Annotated in this window: 14 protein-coding genes; 6 read left to right on the top strand and 8 right to left on the bottom strand. The window is 72.0% G+C overall.

The window, feature by feature from the left end; all coding sequences use genetic code 11:
• The 3 genes from GXZ33_RS07050 to GXZ33_RS07040 form a co-directional block, all read right to left on the bottom strand.
• On the bottom strand, positions 1-743 hold a 743-nt coding region (locus GXZ33_RS07050), incomplete at its 3' end, for a cellulase family glycosylhydrolase (protein ID WP_291340135.1).
• The gene (locus GXZ33_RS07045) at positions 744-2444 is read right to left on the bottom strand and encodes a VanW family protein (RefSeq protein WP_291340134.1); all 1701 of its coding nucleotides are present in this window, start codon (positions 2442-2444) and stop codon (positions 744-746) included.
• A 62-nt stretch (positions 2445-2506) separates the two neighbouring features.
• The gene (locus GXZ33_RS07040; RefSeq protein ID WP_291340133.1) at positions 2507-3706 is read right to left on the bottom strand and encodes a glycoside hydrolase family 3 N-terminal domain-containing protein; all 1200 of its coding nucleotides are present in this window, start codon (positions 3704-3706) and stop codon (positions 2507-2509) included.
• Between the two features lie 102 nt (positions 3707-3808).
• Between GXZ33_RS07040 and GXZ33_RS07035 the strand changes: the two genes are divergently transcribed.
• Genes GXZ33_RS07035 through GXZ33_RS07025 form a run of 3 tightly spaced genes read left to right on the top strand, consistent with a single transcriptional unit; the run spans position 3809 to position 7575 of the window.
• On the top strand, positions 3809-4285 hold the full coding sequence (locus GXZ33_RS07035; RefSeq protein WP_291340132.1) for a universal stress protein: 477 nt from the start codon (positions 3809-3811) through the stop codon (positions 4283-4285).
• 11 nt (positions 4286-4296) lie between these two features.
• On the top strand, positions 4297-4494 hold the full coding sequence (locus GXZ33_RS07030) for a DUF2613 domain-containing protein (RefSeq protein ID WP_040086921.1): 198 nt from the start codon (positions 4297-4299) through the stop codon (positions 4492-4494).
• A gap of 6 nt (positions 4495-4500) precedes the next feature.
• Positions 4501-7575, top strand: a complete 3075-nt coding sequence (locus GXZ33_RS07025; protein ID WP_291340131.1) for an alpha-(1->3)-arabinofuranosyltransferase family protein — start codon at positions 4501-4503, stop codon at positions 7573-7575.
• Here the strand turns inward: GXZ33_RS07025 and GXZ33_RS07020 are convergent.
• Entirely contained in the window at positions 7491-8570 is a 1080-nt protein-coding gene (locus GXZ33_RS07020; RefSeq protein WP_291340130.1) for an acyltransferase, read from the bottom strand. The genes GXZ33_RS07025 and GXZ33_RS07020 overlap by 85 nt on opposite strands.
• Before the next feature lie 157 nt (positions 8571-8727).
• Between GXZ33_RS07020 and GXZ33_RS07015 the strand changes: the two genes are divergently transcribed.
• Both GXZ33_RS07015 and GXZ33_RS07010 read left to right on the top strand, forming a co-directional pair.
• Positions 8728-9804, top strand: coding sequence for a porin PorA family protein (locus GXZ33_RS07015; RefSeq protein WP_291340129.1), 1077 nt, complete (start codon positions 8728-8730; stop codon positions 9802-9804).
• A complete protein-coding gene (locus GXZ33_RS07010; protein ID WP_291340128.1) occupies positions 9801-11288 on the top strand; it encodes a hypothetical protein in 1488 nt (495 codons plus the stop codon). Before GXZ33_RS07015 ends, GXZ33_RS07010 begins: the two co-directional genes overlap by 4 nt.
• Here the strand turns inward: GXZ33_RS07010 and GXZ33_RS07005 are convergent.
• Positions 11191-12351, bottom strand: coding sequence for a glycosyltransferase family 4 protein (locus GXZ33_RS07005; RefSeq protein ID WP_291340127.1), 1161 nt, complete (start codon positions 12349-12351; stop codon positions 11191-11193). The genes GXZ33_RS07010 and GXZ33_RS07005 overlap by 98 nt on opposite strands.
• A 21-nt stretch (positions 12352-12372) precedes the next feature.
• Here GXZ33_RS07005 and GXZ33_RS07000 point away from each other — a divergent pair, with 21 nt between their 5' ends.
• Positions 12373-13161 carry a class I SAM-dependent methyltransferase gene (locus GXZ33_RS07000; RefSeq protein WP_291340126.1) on the top strand — a complete coding sequence of 263 codons (789 nt, stop codon included), beginning with the start codon at positions 12373-12375 and terminating at the stop codon, positions 13159-13161.
• A 71-nt stretch (positions 13162-13232) separates the two neighbouring features.
• Here the strand turns inward: GXZ33_RS07000 and GXZ33_RS06995 are convergent, their stop codons facing one another.
• The 3 genes from GXZ33_RS06995 to GXZ33_RS06985 all read right to left on the bottom strand — a co-directional run bounded on the left by GXZ33_RS06995 (position 13233) and on the right by GXZ33_RS06985 (position 16588).
• A complete protein-coding gene (locus tag GXZ33_RS06995) occupies positions 13233-15062 on the bottom strand; it encodes a phosphoenolpyruvate carboxykinase (GTP) (protein WP_291340125.1) in 1830 nt (609 codons plus the stop codon).
• Between the two features lie 120 nt (positions 15063-15182).
• Positions 15183-15560, bottom strand: coding sequence for a hypothetical protein (locus GXZ33_RS06990; protein ID WP_291340124.1), 378 nt, complete (start codon positions 15558-15560; stop codon positions 15183-15185).
• Positions 15560-16588 carry a hypothetical protein gene (locus GXZ33_RS06985; protein ID WP_291340123.1) on the bottom strand — a complete coding sequence of 343 codons (1029 nt, stop codon included), beginning with the start codon at positions 16586-16588 and terminating at the stop codon, positions 15560-15562. Before GXZ33_RS06985 ends, GXZ33_RS06990 begins: the two co-directional genes overlap by 1 nt.
• Positions 16589-16642: the final 54 nt, after the last annotated feature.

The following is a 16642-nucleotide window of genomic DNA, read 5'->3' as shown; positions in this document are numbered from 1 at the left end:
TCCCAGTAGTGGTGTGCGCAGTAGCGGATGCCGGGGTCGCTGATCCAGGGGGTCGGGTTGTACCGGTCCCAGTGGCGCAGGGAGGACCACTGCCATCCGGCGACGTGGATCTCCAGGGTGGGGTCGACCCCGCGGATGGCGGTGACGGCGGCCCGGGAGGCCTCGCGCCAGACGTTCGGGCTCAGTCCCCCACCGTCCTGGGGTTCGGCCATGAGCGTGAACACCGTCATGTGGGAGGCGTCGAGGAAGGCGACGGCGAGACGGTGCCACAGGTCGGCGAAGGCGCTGACGGGCAGGGTCGAGTGGCCGAGGGGGGTGCGGTGGCCGGTGCCGTTGATGTCGCGGTAGTAGAGGCCGTAGTTGTGGATGTCGAGGTTGACGTCCAGTCCGGCGGACGCGCAGTGCTCCACGAAGGTGCGCAGCCGTTCCAGTTCGGTGGGGTCGAGGGTGCCGTTGATGGTCGGCTGGATTCGCTCCCAGCGGATGGGCACCTTGATGCGTCGCCAGCCGCGGGAGGCGAGGAACTCCAGGGACTCCAGCCCGTCGTAGCGGTAGTCGGTGCCGTGTTCGCCGGGGTTGGCGTTGGAGAAGGAGCTGGTCCGTTCGTTCATGGCGGCCCCGTACTCGGGGCCGTTGAGGTGCAGTTCGTGGGTGACGGTCAGGTCCCGGATCCCCTGCCCCTCCCGGGGAGGTTCCTCGGCAGGGGGGCGTCCCAGGGCCTGGTCGTCGGCACGCTCCCTCACCTAGACACACCGCACGATCGGCTGCGGATCGTACCTGGTGGTCTGCGTCTCGCGGGAGATCTCGGCGCCCGACAGGTCACGGATGATGCGGGTGTCGGAGGTGGTGAAGCCGGGGATGCCGCCGGAGGGGATGCAGTCGCTGCCGGAGACGGTCTGTTCGCGGGGCTGCGTCGGGGCCCAGCGGCCGCCGTTGACGGATTCGACGGTGACGGTCTTCACGCCGGTGAGGCGGACGGTGACGTCGCCGCCGCCGACGGCGGTCTCGATGCGCACCGGGTACTGCGAGTTGTTGCGGAACTGCAGGTCGATGGCGCCCTCGAAGACGGTGGCCTCGCGGCCCGCGGGGTAGCGGGAGATGTAGTAGCTGTGCGGGGTGTGGGCGACGTCCTCCATGCCGGCGAAGTAGGCGGCGTTGTAGAGGGTGGTGGCGAACTGGCTGATGCCGCCGCCGACGGCCTCGCCCGCGCGGCCGTTGATGATGATGCCGGACTCGACGTAGCCCTGGGCGGCGCCGCGGGGTCCGGTGTAGCCGTTGAGGGAGAAGGTGTCGCCGGGGGCGACGATCGCGCCGTTGACCACGGTGGCCACCTGCGCGATGTTGATGCCGGAGGCCGCGGAGTAGCCGGAGGTGGTGAACTCGCCGACGACCTCGTCGAAGGTGGCCACCTCGGCCATCTCGGTGGTGAAGGTGGCGGGTTCGTCCTCGTAGACGGCGTCCCACTCACGGTCGGTGGCGTCGGTGGACAGGAGACGCTTCTCGACGCCCTCCAGCGTCGTCTCCCAGTCGAGCTTCACACCGTCGACGCTGGGGGTGATCTGGCGGGAGCCGCCGGAGAAGCTGATCTGCGCGTTCTGCTTCTTCGCCTCGGTGTCGGCGAGGGTCTCGTTGAGGATGGCCTGCGCGGCCTCGAGGTCGAGCTCGGTGCGCAGGGTGCCGTCCTCGGGCACGAAGGTGATGACCTCGCCCATGCGGGCGGGGTCGATGACGCCGTCGACGTCGTCACGTCCGTGCAGGATGAGCGGGCCGGACACCGCGGCGGCGGCGTCCCCCTCGACGACCGACTTCACGTCGTCCGTGCCGATGGCGGGCGGGGTGATGTCGGCGTCCACCTCGACGCCGCTGGGGTCGAGCCAGTCGGTGGTGACGCTTTCCCGCAGCTGCGCGGGGTCGATCTCCTGGCCGTTGACGGGGTCGGTGACGTCCACGCGGCCGTCGACAAGCGTGACCACGCCGTCGGCGGGCTCGGCGGTGAGGTCCGCCTGCAGCCTCTCCAGCTCGGGGGCGAGGGCGGCGTCGTCGACGAGGGAGACGATGTCGGCCTCCCGGCCGTCGCCGAGGAGTCCCTCCAGGCGGAGGAAGGGGTTGAGCGGTTCGGTGCCGATCTGGGCGACCGTGTCCGCGAAGTCGATGCTCAGTCCGGCGGTGGCCGGGATGAACTCGGTCTCCCGGTCGCCGGCCTCGACGCTGACGGGCCGGTTGACGGTGTCGCCGAGTTCGCGTTCCAGGGCAGCCTGAGCCTCGGCGGGACTCATCCCGCCGATGTCGACACCGCCGACGGTCGTGCCGCGCGGCACGTCACCCCTGGTCAGGGCGTAGTCGACGCCGTAGACGATTCCGAGGAGCGCGAAGATCCCCACGACCGCCCCGAGGGCGATCCTGAGTCCCTTTCCGCCCTTGTCCTGGCTGTTTGACTGACTCACAAGTCACACATTAGTGGCCTGCGGCTTCTTTGCCCACTTTCTGCGGCCTACGGACCTGTCTTTCACGCGCCCGTGTACAGGAGCTGCAGCTGCACGCGGTGGGCGGCCTCGTCGAGACGCGACGCCGGGACCTCCCCGCTCGTGACAGCCGCGTCGAGCGCGTCGAGCGCCGCGACGAGAGCCCCGCCGGAGGAGAAGAGCGGCTGGTCAGCGCCCGCCCGGACCGCCGCGACGACGGCCTGCGGGAGGGTGTGGCTGTCGGTGATGGCGCGCATGCCGGTGAGGTCGTCGGTGTAGGTCAGCCCGTGGAAGGGCCGCCCGCCCGGGTAGTCGCCGCTGCGCAGCAGCGCATAGACCGCCGGGTCGAGGCTGGAGGGGGTGTGGCCGTCGCCGAGTCCGGGGACGACCATGTGCCCGACCATGACCGCCCCGTCGACCTGCGGCAGCGCCGTCGCGTAGGGCGGCAGGTCATGGGCGATGACGTGCTCGAGCGGCGGGGTGACCGCCAGCTGGTGGTGGGTGTCCCCGCTGGCCTGGCCGTGGCCGGGGAAGTGCTTGAACACGGGGGTGATGTGGGCGGCGGCCAGGCCCCGCGCGAACGCCGCCCCGTACTCGCCGGCCTGCACCGGGTCGGTGGAGAAGGACCGGTCGCCGACGACCTCCAGGCCGTGCGCGTCGACGTCGAGGACCGGCGCGAAGTCGACGGTCACGCCGTGCCAGCGCAGGACGTTGCCCAGGTCGGTGGCGTACTTCTCCACCTCCTCCGGGGTCATCTGCGCGGCCATCTGCCGCGGGGAGAGCCGGGGTCCGATGACGTGCTCGTGCCGCTGGACGCGTCCGCCCTCGTAGTCGATGGACACGGAGAACGGCCGCCCGACGGCCTCGCGCAGCGCGACGATGTTGCGGCCCGGGGTGGTCAGCAGCTCCGGGTTCGCCCAGCTGGTGATGAAGATGCCGCCGACGCCCTGCTGCAGCTTCCACAGCGCGTCGTCGTAGTTGTCCACGCCGACGACCATCAGCGACGCCGCCTTCGCCCGCTGCTCCTGCGGCACGCGCTCACGCGCGATGTCCTCCGGGGTGGGGGCGATGCTTGTCGACGTCCCCGAGCTCGTCCCCGTGCTCGTCGCCGGGGAGGACTCTGCGGTGGCCACGGTGGCCGCAGTGGTCGCCGTGGGTGCCGGCGCCGGGGCCGGTGCCGTCCCGGCGCAGCCGACGAGCGCCACGGCCAGGAGGCCGGCGACCAGGCTGGCAGACGTATGCATATATCGGAGGGACCTCACGAGACGCACCCTAACAGGGTGCCGGACACGTCGATAGACTGACATCCCGGACCACCCGCCCCAGACACCAGGAACGTGATCCCCATGTCCCAGCCGTCCACCATGCTCATCGCCTTCGACGGGTCCCACGAGTCCCGGCGCGCCCTGTCCTTCGCCGCGCGTCTGCTGGCCGCCCGGGAGGTGGAGATCCTCACGGCGTGGGAGCCGGTGCACCGCACGGCGGCCCGCGCGGTGGGCATGTCCGGGCACCACCAGGCGGAGTGGGTGACCGACGCCGAGCAGGAGGACCCCGCCTACCTGCGGGCCCGCGACACGTGCCACGAGGGTGTGGCGCTGGCCCAGGCTCTGGGCCTGCAGGCGCGGGCGCACCTGGTGGAGGCGTCGACGACGGTGTGGTCGGCGATCTGCGAGGCGGCCGGGGAGCTCGGCCCGGATGTCATCGTCACCGGTTCGCGGGGGGTGAGCGGGTGGAAGTCGCTGTGGCAGTCCTCCACGTCGGAGGGCGTGCTGCAGCACGCGGGGATTCCCGTCCTCGTTGTTCCGCCGGAGTCCGAGGAGTAGGATGAGCAGCCATGTCCTACTCTTCCGGATCCGTTGACCGTCGCTCGGTGAGCTCGGTGATCGCCAGTGCGGTCGTCGGCGTCGCCCTCGGCGTGGTCTCCGTGATCGGTGTCGCCTCCTTCTCGGGGCAGGACACCGTCCCGCAGGGCAACGCCGTGCCCGCCGACGAGGCCCTGCTCGGCGGCCCGGAGTACGGCACCCGCGGCTAGCCGCCCATGCACCTTCTCGGCTGGGTCGTCCTCGGACTGGTCAGCCTCCTGCAGGCACCCGGCAGGGTCGCCGCCGACACCAAGCACGATCTCACGGCTGATCCCGCCGGTTTCCTCGCCCAGGCCACGCACGCGTGGACGGACACGTTCACGCTCGGGCAGCTGCAGAACCAGGCCTACGGCTATCTCTTCCCGCACGGCGCGTTCTTCCTGCTCACGGACCCGTTGCCGGACTGGGTGGCGCAGCGTCTGTGGTGGTGGCTGGTCCTGGGGGTGGGGTACTCGGGGTTCCTGCTGCTCCTGCGCCGCACGGGCACGGGTACGCCGCCCTTCCAGGTGCTGGCGGCGTTCCTCTTCGCGCTCTCCCCGCGCACGCTGACCACGCTCACCGCGATCTCCTCGGAGACGTGGCCGGTCATGCTCGCGCCGTGGGTGGTGCTGCCCCTCCTCGGCCCGCTGGGGTGGCGGGCGGTCGCCGCCGCCGTCCTCCCGGTCGCGCTCATGGGGGCGGTCAACGCCACCGCCACGCTGGCCGCCTGTCTGCCCGCGGGTCTGGTGCTCCTGTGGCGGCTGCTGCGGCGTGACACCCACGCGTTGCCCACCGCCCTCGGCTGGCTGGCTGGATGCGCCGCCGTCAGCCTGTGGTGGCTCGGTCCGCTGTTCATCCTCGGCCGGTACGCGCCGCCGTTCACCGACTTCATCGAGTCGGGTTTCGTCACCACCCGCTGGCTCAACCTCATCGAGATCCTGCGGGGCACGACGAGCTGGGCGCCGTTCGTCGACACCGAGCGGGAGGCAGGTTTCCTGCTGGTCAGCTCCCCGACCTTCGTGCTGGCCACGGCGGCCGTCGCGGCGCTGGGCCTGTGGGGGCTCACCCTGCGCACCACCCCGCACCGCGGCCTGTGGGTCGGCATGCTGCTGGTGGGCGTCACCGTCCTGGGCGCCGCGCACGGCCCGCTGGGCCCCCAGTGGCTCACGCTTCTCGACGGCCCCCTCGCCCCCTTCCGCAACCTCCACAAGTTCGACCCCCTGGTGCGCATGCCGCTGCTCATCGGCCTGGCGGGGCTGGGCACGCGGCTGCCGGTGCCGCGGACGCTGCACCCGGGGCGTCGGGAAGCGGCGGCCGCCCTGGTCCTCGTCGTGGGGGTCACGGCCCTGGCCCCCGCCTGGTCGGGCCGCCTCCTGCCGCGCGGCACCTGGGAGCACGTGCCCGGCTACTGGCAGGAGGCCGCGAACCTGCTCAACCGCGAGGCCGCCGGCACGCGCACGCTCCTCGTGCCGGAGACGTCCTTCGCGCGGCAGACCTGGGGCTGGACCCGCGATGAACCCGCACAACCGCTTCTCGACGTCCCCTGGGCCGTCCGCGACGCCGTCCCCCTCGTCCCCCCGGAGGCGGTCCGCGGCCTCGACGGCGTCATGGCCGTGCTCCACCATGACCCGGTCGCCGGGGCGGACGCCCTGCGGCGCCTCGGCATCGGTGCCCTGCTCAACCGGAAGGACCTCGAGGGGACCGAGGGGCTGCACCTGCGCCCCCTCGCCGAGGCCACCGGGGCCACGCTGCACCGCTTCGGCGAGGTCGAGGTGCTCATCCTCGACCCCCACGCCGACTGGACCGTCACGGACCAGGAGCCGGTCCGGGTGGCCGGCGGCGGCGAGGTGCTCGCGGTGCTCGACATGCTCCACGGCCCCGGCCCGCGGGTGCTGGTGGACGGGGACGCGGAGATCGTCACCGACACCCCGGCGCTGGCGGTGCGCAACTACGGCACGCTCGACGGCGCGGTCTCCGCGCCCCTGGCCCACCTCGCCGAGGGCGCGGACGTGCGCAACGCCGTCCCCGACTACCCCTCCGCCGGTCCGCGAACCCGCGTGGTGGAGCACGGCGGCCGGGTCACGGCCAGTTCCGCGGCCTCCGACGCCACCAGCTTCGGGGGCGCGGACCCGGAGCGGTCGGTGACGGCGGTCGTCGACAAGCATCCCGGCACCGCCTGGTGGCCCACCCCGGGCCCCGGCGAGGGGCAGTGGCTGGAGCTCACGCCGGACCGGGTGATGCAGGACCCCGAGGTCACGCTCACCGCCACCGGGGAGACGGTCGTCGACGTCAACGGCACGGAGGTCGAGCTCGGCGCGGACCCCGTCACGGTCACCCTGCCGGGCACGCACGAGCGCCTGCGCGTCACTCTGACGGAGCGGGTCGGCCTCGCGGAGGTCGCGGTCGCCGGGCACCCGGTCGAGAGGATCGTCACGGTGCCGGACACCTCCCCCGACGTGCGGCAGTTCCTCTTCCAGCGGCTCACCCTCGACGCCGGCCCGCTCATCCGCGCCTTCACCGCGCCCCGCCCGCTGACGCTGCTTCTCGACGCCCCCGGCCCCGTCACCCTCGACGACACCGAACACGCCCCCGGCGACCTCCTCGAACTCGCCCCCGGCCCCCACACACTGCGTACCGACGCCGCCTGGGTCACCCTCACCGAGGAGGGCTTCGACCCCTCCCCCGCCTGGGAACCCACGGGACCGCTCCTCGCCGCCGCCCCCACCGACCGCCTCCTCATCACCGGCCGCGCCGCGAACCCGGGCCTGGAGGCCACTCTCGACGGGGTGCCGCTGGAACCGCGCACCGTCGACGCCGCCACGCAGGCCTTCCTCGTCCCCGCGGGCGCGGCCGGCACCGTCACCCTCGGGTTCGCCGCCGACGGTCTCTACCGGGGGCTGCTCCTCGGCGGCGGGGCCCTCGCCGCGTTCACCGTGCTCGCGGCCCTCGCCGTCCTGGCGTTCACCCGCCGCCGGGAGGGCGGGCCGGGGGACGAGGGGGCGTCGGCAAGCCTCGTGGTCCTGGGGGCCGCCACCGCGCTCCTCGTCGCGGGCTGGCCCGGCCTCCTCGCGGCCGCCGCCACCCTGGTGGTCCGCCGCGTCACCCTCATCCCCACGGGGCTGCTCGCGTTCAGCCTCGTCGGTGTGACCGGGGCGTGGCTCGCGCGCGGACCGTGGCCGGTGGCCGACTACGCCGGTGACTCCACCGTCCTGGCCCTCCTGCTCGTCGCCGCCCTGACCAGCCTCCTGCCGGGCTCCTCCAGGAACACGTAGCTCGCCGCCGCGACCGGCAGCGTCAGCCCCAGCGTGACCAGCAGGACCGGCCAGAACCCGCCGGAGAACCACTCGAGCCCCAGCAGCGGGAAAGCCAGCGAGAGCATCGCGACATGCCACAGGAAGATCGAGTAGGACCAGCGACCCAACGCCTGCATGAGCGGCGTGACCAGCCAACGCCCACCCCGCGCGCCCGGGTCGAGGGCCTCCGGCACGACCACCGCGCAGGCGAAGACCGTGCCAGCCAGCACCCGACGGGCGAACTCCCCCGGCTCCGGGTGCGTCAGCCCGACCGGGCCGAACCACTCCTGCCCCGCCACCCACGCGGTGGCCAGGGCCAGCCACCACCAGACCCACCGCGCACCGAGTGCCCGCCGGAACCAGGCGGGGACCCGGCCCTCCACCTCCGCGGCGAGCAGTCCCACCGCGAACCACGCCGCATACGCCGGCGGCCAGATCTGCCGGTTGGGGATCCCCGCCGCCGCATCCGGACCCGCCGTCACCCAGGGCAGGAAGGCCCAGCCCAGGGACAGGACCGCCAGACCCAGGACCACCCCGATGCGGCCGCGCCGGGGCAGCCGGCCCACCGTCACCGCCAGCAGCGGCAGAGCCAGGTAGAAACCCACCTCGACGCTCAGGGACCACAGGTGCGTCAGCCCCGGGGCCAGACCGTCCGCCACATAGACCTGGGTGAGCGTGAGGTTCGCCACGACCTGCTCCCCCGACATCGTGGACGCCTCCGGCAGCAGCAGAATCACCGCCACCACGCAGCCCAGATAGGCCGGGAGGATGCGTCCGGCACGGTTGAGCAGGTAGCGGGTGATCGTCGGGAAGCTCCTGTCGGAGTGATGACCACGCCACAGCAGAAACGCCGATAACGCGAAGAACACGGGGACGAAGAAGTCGAAACGCGCGAGCACCGACCCCCACGGCGAGCGCGGATCAACCCCCGTCTGGAAGGCGACGTGGGTGAGGATCACACCGAGGGCCGCCACCGCGCGCAGCCCTTCCAGCCCGGAAAGATGCCGTGGTTTGTAATATGTACGGGGAACAGGCGAGCCGGACACCGGTTCACCTCCCATTTTGTCCTCCACCACCGGACCTCCCGTCCAGGGGCGTCTGCCGGTGATCATAAACGAAGAGGGTGGGCACATGCCCGAGACCTTTCTGCGACGAACCCCGATCCGGCTGCTGCTGCTCGGGCTGCTGCTGTTCCTCGTCGCCGGGGCGGTCCCGCCGTTCGTCATCGGACAGATGCGGCCGATCGACATCGGCATGTCAGAGGTGCTCCGTACCCGCCCCGCCCCCACCATGGTGCACGGCGCCCCCTTCGCCGACGGCACACCGCCCCTGGAGAACCAGGACCGCCCCGAATGCCGCGGTGTCGACCCCGCCGAGCTGCCCACCTCCTGCTTCATGGTCATCCGCGACGCGCAGCAGACGCTCACCCTGACCACCAGCAGGGCGCCCAAGAAGAGCGAGGTCAACGTCGACGTGCTCACGCAGGTGGCCATAGACGGCAGGATCGGCGCCGAGATCCACGATTCCCTCCGCCTCGACCGCCGCTCCAGCTACCCCGTGTCCGACCCGGTCAGCCACCTGGTTCTCTCCCTGCCGGAGCGGGGCAGCGGCGTCACATCCGAGGACTTCGTGCGTGAGGGGCTCCAGTACTTCTTCCCCATGCCCACCTCCCGCCAGTCCTACGCCTGGTACGACACGAGCGTCCGCCGCCCCCTGTGGCTCGACTTCGTCGGGGAGACCGAACACAACGGCCTGGACACCTACGAGTTCCACCACACCGTGACCGCCCTCGACCTGAACGAGGCCACCTCCCCCGATCTCGAGCTGCGGGAGGAGGAGCAGGGCGCCCTCGAGAAGATCGCCGGGGAGGGCCTCGGCACCCCCTGGTACGCGGTGCGCCGCACCGTGTGGGTGGAACCGCAGTCCGGCACCATCGTCGACGTCCACGTCGAACCGCACCTCTACTTCGCCCCGGACACCGCGGAGGCGGAGGCCCGCGCCTTCGACCTCTCCCCGGGGCACACGATCTACCACACCACCCTCGCCTGGGACGACGACACCCTCGCCCGCGTGCACGACCGCGCGCAGGGCAGCGTCGTGCAGCTGCGTGTCCTGCAGGTCTTCGCCGTGCTCACCAAGGCCCTCGCCCTGGTGGTGGCCCTGGTCGGCGTCGTGCTGCTGCTGCGTGAGCGCCGGGACCGCCCGTGAACCGGATCCGGTGGTCCCCCCTGTGGGCGGGACTGCTGATCGTCGCGCTGCTGTGGCCGCTGGCCCTGCCCGGGCAGCTGGCGCTGCGCGACATGCTGGTGCTCGACTCCCCCGCCCTGTCCGCCGGGGCGCTGGGCACGGGGGACCTCCCGGCCCGTAACGCCCCGCAGGACGGGGTCCTCGCCGTGGCGGGGATCTGGCTGCCGGCCTCGTGGGTCGCGCGGCTGATGATCCTCGGGGGCGCGGTCGCCGGTGCCTGGGGCGCGGTGCTGCTGGCCCGCACGCGCCGGGCCGGTCCCGTGGCGACCCTCGCCGCGCTCACCCTCACCCTGTGGAATCCCGCGGTCGTGGAGCGGCTGCTGCAGGGGCACTGGTCGCTCGTCATCGCCGCGTGGCTGCTGCCGCTCATCGCCGCCGCCGGTCTCACCGGCCGCACGCACCTGCAGTGGGGCGCGCTGTGGGCCGCCTCCCTCACCCCCACCGGCGGACTGTTCGCCCTGCTCACGGCGCTGGCCACCGCCCGCGGACGGCGGCTGCCCACCGCGCTCATCGGTCTCCTCTGCTGCCTGCCGTGGCTCCTGCCGGGTCTGCTGCTGTCCGGCGGGGCAACCGGTGCGGCCTCCGTCGCCGCCTTCGCCCCGCGCTCCGAGGGCTGGCCCGGCGGGCAGGCCGGCACGGTGATCTCGGTGCTGGGACTGGGCGGCATCTGGAACGCCGACGCCGTCCCGTTGTCCCGCACGCTGGGCTTCGCCCTGGTCGGGGTCGTCCTGTCCGCGCTGCTGCTCACCCGCGTGCGGCACGTCCCGGGGCCGCTGCTCGTGCTCGCCGGCCTGGGACTCGGCGGTGCGCTCCTGCCCGTCCTGCTCCCCGACCTGTGGACCACCGCGCTGACCACCGTGCCCGGCGCCGGTCTGCTGCGCGACGCCAGCAAACTGACGCTCCTGGCGGTGCCGGCATGGGTGGCCGCGGCGGCGTCGGTCAACCGCTGGGCGGGTGTCATCCTCGCCCTCGCCCTGCTGCAGGTCCCCGACGCCCCACGGGCGCTCGCCCCGCTGACGCCGCAGGAGATCACCGTCGATGAGTCCCTCGTGGAACGCGCGGCCGGACGCGACGTCCTGCTCGCCGACGCCACCCCCCTCACCCTCCGCCCCGACGGCACGGTCATCGTGGAGCCCCTCACCAAGGCGTTGCCGACGGTGGAGTCCGGGGCCCTCACCGTCGACGGGGTCCTCGTCGACCCGCCCGCCCCACGGTGGAGCGCCGCGATGGACGCCTGGGGGTCGCAGGACCTCGGGCGGCTCGCGGAACTGGGAGTCGGCCTGGTCCTCGACGACGGACAGGTCACCGAGATCCCCGGCGTGGAGCCGCGCTCCCGGGTCCTCGGGCTCAGCCTGCTGGCGGTGTGGTCGGCTGTTCCCCTGCTGGTGGCCGTCCTGCGTCTCCGACGAGGCCGCGCAGCAGCTCCTCGAAACGCGCGCCCGTGAGCTCCCAGGAGAAACCCGCCGCGCGCTCCCGGGCGGCGCGGCCGAGACGCCGGGTGAGGGCGGCGTCGTCGAGCAGGCGCGTCGTGAGCACCGTCAGCTCCGCCGGGGTGTCCGCCAGCAGGCCGGTCACGCCGTCGACGATGGAGTCCCGCAGACCACCCGCCGCGCGGTACCCGACCGTGGGCACCTCATGCTGCGCCGCCTCCATGACGGCCAGCCCCCACCCCTCCTTGCGCGAGGGCATGAGGTGGACGGTGGCGCGTGCCAGCAGGGCGTGCTTGTAGTCCTCGGTGACCTGACCGTGGAAGACGACACGGTCCGCCACCCCGCGCCGCCGGGCGTGTTCATGCAGTTCATCGGCCCACCAGCCGGAACCGATGACGTCGAGCACCAGCTCCCGGTCCCGCAGGGCCGCGATGACGTCGATGGCGTGCTCCAGCTGCTTGTGCGGCACCAGGCGGCTGAGCGTCACCAGGTAGGTCGTGCCCTCCGCGCTGCGCAACTGCGGGACGTTCGCGGGGATCAGGTCGACGCCGTTGCCGATGATCGTGATGTCCCCCGCCTCCACCCCCAGCCCCACGAGTTCATCGCGTGAGTTCTGCGAGACCGTCACGTAGGGCGCACCCCGGTACACGCGCGGCGCGACCTGCGACTCCAGGAACCACCCCACCCGGGCCAGGATCCGCCCCGCCACCGGCCACTGCTCACGGTGGCAGTGGTGGGTGAGCAGCACCGTCGGCCGGCCGGCCACCAGCCGCGCGAAGAAGGGGATGCCGTTCTGCGTGTCCACCACGACGTCGATGTCCCCCAGCGTGCCGAACCCCGCCCGCCCCAGCAGGATCCCGTACCACGCCCGCGGGTACACGCTGAACTTCCCGCCGCTGCGCGAGTACCGCACCCCGTCGCGGTAGCTGCGGCGCGGCGCATCCGTGTGCCCGGCCGTGCGGTACACCACCTCATGGCCCTGCCGCGCCAGGTACTCACCGACACGCTCCAGGTAGCGCTCCGACCCCCCTCCCTGCGGGTGGGTCGAATCGCGCCAGCACAACAGCAGAATCTTCATGGTCCCGACTAGCCTACAGGTGTGTTCCCCCGCACCCGCCGCTTCTCGACGCTCCCCCGCTCCTGGTCCCTCCTCCGCGCCATCCGCCACGAACAGACCCGCCCGGAACTGTTCTACCGCCCCCTCGCCGAGGACACCGCCGAGCTCCTCGACACCCTGCTTCTCGACGTCCACGGCACCTCCCCCGCCGGCGCCTCCGGTCTCTCCGGCCTCTCCGGCCTCTCTGTTCTTGACGTCGGCGGCGGACCCGGCTACTTCGCCGCCGCCTTCGCGGAGCGCGGCGCCTGGTACGTCCCCGTCGAACCCGACGTGGGCGAGATGGCGGCCGCCGGCATCAGCGTCCCCGGCTCCGTGCGTGGCGACGGCCGGTCGCTGCCCTTCCGCTCCGACCAGTTCGACGTGGTCTACTCCTCCAACGTCGCCGAGCACGTCCCCGACCCGTGGCGCATGGCAGAGGAGATGCTGCGCGTCACCCGCCCCGGTGGGCTCATGGTGCTCAGCTACACCGTGTGGCTCGGCCCCTTCGGCGGGCACGAGACCGGCCTGTGGGAGCACTACGTCGGCGGGGAGTTCGCGCGGCGTCGCTACGAGCGGCGTCACGGGCACCCTCCGAAGAACGTCTGGGGCGAGTCACTCTTCGACGTCTCCTGCGCGGAGGGTCTGCGCTGGGCCTCCTCGGTCGAGGGCGCCGACCTGCTGCTCGCCTTCCCCCGCTACCACCCGTCGTGGGCGTGGTGGATGGTGCGGGTGCCGCTGCTGCGGGAGTTCCTCGTGTCGAACCTGGTGGTCGTGCTGCGCAAGCACCCGTGACGCCTGAGAATCAGTCCACCCCCCAGGGACCGGAGTCAACCTGGGGGGTGGAAGTTCTGACGGGAAGCGAACTAGTTCTTGTTCGCCTCGATGCGCTCCTTGAGCTTGCCCAGCTGCTCATGGACCTCGTTCGGGACACGCGGGCCGAGGAATGCGAGGTACTCCTCGTTGTCGGCGACGTCGCGCTCCCAGTCTGCGGCCGGCGCAGTCAGGGCCTCCTTGACGTCCTCGATCGGGGTGTCCAGGCCGGTCAGGTCGAGATCCTCGGCGCGGGCGGTGCGGCCCACGACGGTCTCCTCGGCGTCAACCTTGCCCTCGATGCGGTCGATGATCCACTTCAGGACGCGGGAGTTGTCACCGAAGCCCGGCCACAGGAAGCGGCCGTCCTCGCCACGGCGGAACCAGTTGACCAGGAAGATGGCCGGCATACGGTCGCCGCCCTTCTTGCCCATGTCGATCCAGTGCTGCAGGTAGTCACCGGCGTTGTAACCCATGAACGGCAGCATGGCCATCGGGTCGTGGCGCAGGGAACCGACCTTCGCCTCAGCGGATGCGGCGGTCTGGCCGGAGGCCAGGGTCGCACCGATGAAGGTGCCGTGCTCCCAGTCGTAGGACTGGGTGACCAGCGGGACGGTGTCGGCACGACGGCCACCGAAGAGGATGGCGTCGATCTTGACACCCTTCGGGTCGTTGAACTCCGGTGCGGCGACCGGGCACTGCTCGATGGCCACGCAGTAGCGGGAGTTCGGGTGTGCGGCGTTGGTGCCGGACTCCGGGGTCCAGTCGTTGCCCAGCCAGTCGATGAGGTGCTCCGGCTTCTCGCCGTCCATGCCCTCCCACCAGATGTCGCCGTCGTCGGTGAGTGCGACGTTGGTGAACAGGGTGTTGCCCGGCTCCATGGTCTCCATGGCGATCGGGTTGGAGGCGTAGTTGGTGCCCGGGGCGACACCGAAGAAGCCGTTCTCCGGGTTGACGGCGTAGAGGCCGTCCTCGCGCAGCTTGAGCCAGGCGATGTCGTCGCCGACGACCTCGGCGGTCCAGCCCTCGATGGTCGGGGTGATCATGGCGAGGTTGGTCTTACCGCAGGCGGACGGGAAGGCGGCGGCGATGTGGTAGCTCTTGCCCTCCGGGGAGTTGAGCTTGAGGATGAGCATGTGCTCGGCCATCCAGCCCTCTTCCTTGGCCATGACGGAGGCGATACGCAGGGCGTAGCACTTCTTGGCCAGGATGGCGTTGCCGCCGTAACCGGAGCCGTAGGACCAGATCTCCTTGGTCTCCGGGAACTGGGTGATGTACTTGGTGTCGTTGCACGGCCACGGCACGTCCTCCTCGCCCGGCTCCAGCGGAGCGCCGACGGAGTGGAGGGCGTGGACGAAGTCACCGTCGGTGCCGATCTTGTCGAGGGCCTCGGAGCCCATGCGGGTCATGATGCGCATGGAGAGGACGACGTAGGCGGAGTCGGTGAGCTGGACGCCCAGCTTGGGGTCCTCGTCGGTGATGGGGCCCATGCAGAACGGGACGACGTACATGGTGCGGCCCTTCATGGCGCCGCGGTAGACCTCGGTCATCTCCTTCTTCATCTCGGCCGGGTCCGCCCAGTTGTTGGTCGGGCCGGCGTCCTCCTCCTTCTCGGAGCAGATGAAGGTGCGGGACTCGACGCGGGCGACATCGTCCGGGTTGGAGCGGGCGAGGAAGCTGTTGGGGCGCTTCTCCTCGTTCAGCTTGATGAGGGTGCCTGCCTCAACCAGTTCCGCGGTGAGGCGGCCCCACTCCTCCTGGGAGCCGTCGGCGAAGACAACCTTCTCCGGCTGGAACAGCTCCACTGCCTCTGCGATCCAGGAGAGGAGCTTCTCGTTATCGGTCGGGGCCGGGCCGACGAGGCCCTTGATCTCGGTGGTCATATGTTCTCCTGACGTTTGCGTCACTCGGCAGAGTTTCCTCTTTACAGGTTATCCATTAAAACGCGGTTGCGGCGGACTCACCGGCTAAGCGAGAAGTGTCACATGTCATAACCGGCCGGTTTAGCCGTGTTCGATCCGGTGCCACCCGGCCTTTTCCAGGGTTTTCCCGGGCCCATCCGTCACCTTTTCGGGGGTGGTTTCGGGGTTCAAACCCCACGACAGGGGTTCCTCGGCAGGCGTTCTAACGGGGTCAGGGACGGCCAGCCCCCAGGCTGCACGGTGGGGATCGGCGGTGAAGACGTCGAAGCCGCCGTCGGCGTGCAGGGAGGAGATGTGGTCGACGACACCGTCGCCGTCGAGGTCGGCGTAGACGGTGGTTCCCCCGGCGTCGGCGAGGGTGACGGATTCACCGGGTCCGCCCTCCAGGTGGAACTGGTCATCACCGAGGTCGAGTCGCAGGTCCCCGATTCCGTCGAGGCCGTCCAGTCCGTGCAGCATCACATCTCCTCCGAAACCTGTCTGCGTAGCCATGTGGCGGGGGCGTGGGGACGGGCCCGCAGGCGGGCGTTCTCCTCGCGGAGCCACGCCCGCTCCGCTTCTCGACGCCCCGTCCACCACCGCATCCCGCCCACCGTCACCGCCGCCACGACGCCCACCGCCGGGGTGGTCTGGCCGGCGGCCAGCCCGGCGACCCCGCCGAGAGCGAGGGCCTGGGCGGCGACGTCCCAGAACACCGGTGGCCGCCCCGGGATGATGGCGCGACGGCGCTCCAGCCGGTCGGCGGCACGCAGCCACGTCCCGGGGCGGGCCGCGGGGACGGCGACGGGGCGGCGGAGGGCGAGATGGAGGGCGTCGACAAGCGTCTGTCCGGGGCGGACGACGGTGCCGGGGACGTCGGACGGCAGGGATGCGGTCGACACCAGGCGTCCGGCACGGCGGGCGGCGTCGCGCAGGGTGGCGTGGTCGGCGGCCCGCCAGCCCGCGTCCGGGGCGACCGCGAGCACGACGTCGACGTGCGGATCCCCGTCCACCACCTCCCAGCCCGGCAGGTCGACGGTGACCGAGGCCGGGCTGATGACGGCCACCCGCGGACGGACGGCCACGGCGACGGGCGGCCCCGCGATGGCGCGCAGCTCCCCGGCGACGTGCGGGTGCCGGGAGGCGAGGGCGCGGAGTTCGCCGCCGAGGAGGCGGAGGCGGGCGTCGATGAGCGGCAGGTCGGGGAGCTCAGCGGGCAGCGCCGGGAGAACGAGGACGGCCTGCGGGCCGGCGGCGATGCGCGAGCGCAGGGCCGCGGTGAGCGGGCCGGGGTGGACGAGGAGCACGACGTCGACCCCCGGGGTGAGCACCGGCCACGCGACCGACACCTCACGGACCGGCCACGGCGGGAGCGGCACGGGTCCGTCGAGGGTGCAGGCACCGACGCGCGGCGGGCCCGTCAGCTCGAGCAGCACGCGGCGCAGCGCCAGGCCGACCGGGCAGCCGAAATCCCGCGCATGTGCCCAGTCGGCCGCGCGGATGAACATGTCCGGAGTCTCCACCGGCCCTCCCCCGAGTTGTTGCGCCCATGATCACCCGGG

This window comes from Corynebacterium sp., assembly GCF_012838985.1.
GTDB lineage: Bacteria > Actinomycetota > Actinomycetes > Mycobacteriales > Mycobacteriaceae > Corynebacterium.
Note: the sequence above shows the minus strand (reverse complement) of the source record. Positions and strands in the feature narration are given on the sequence as shown.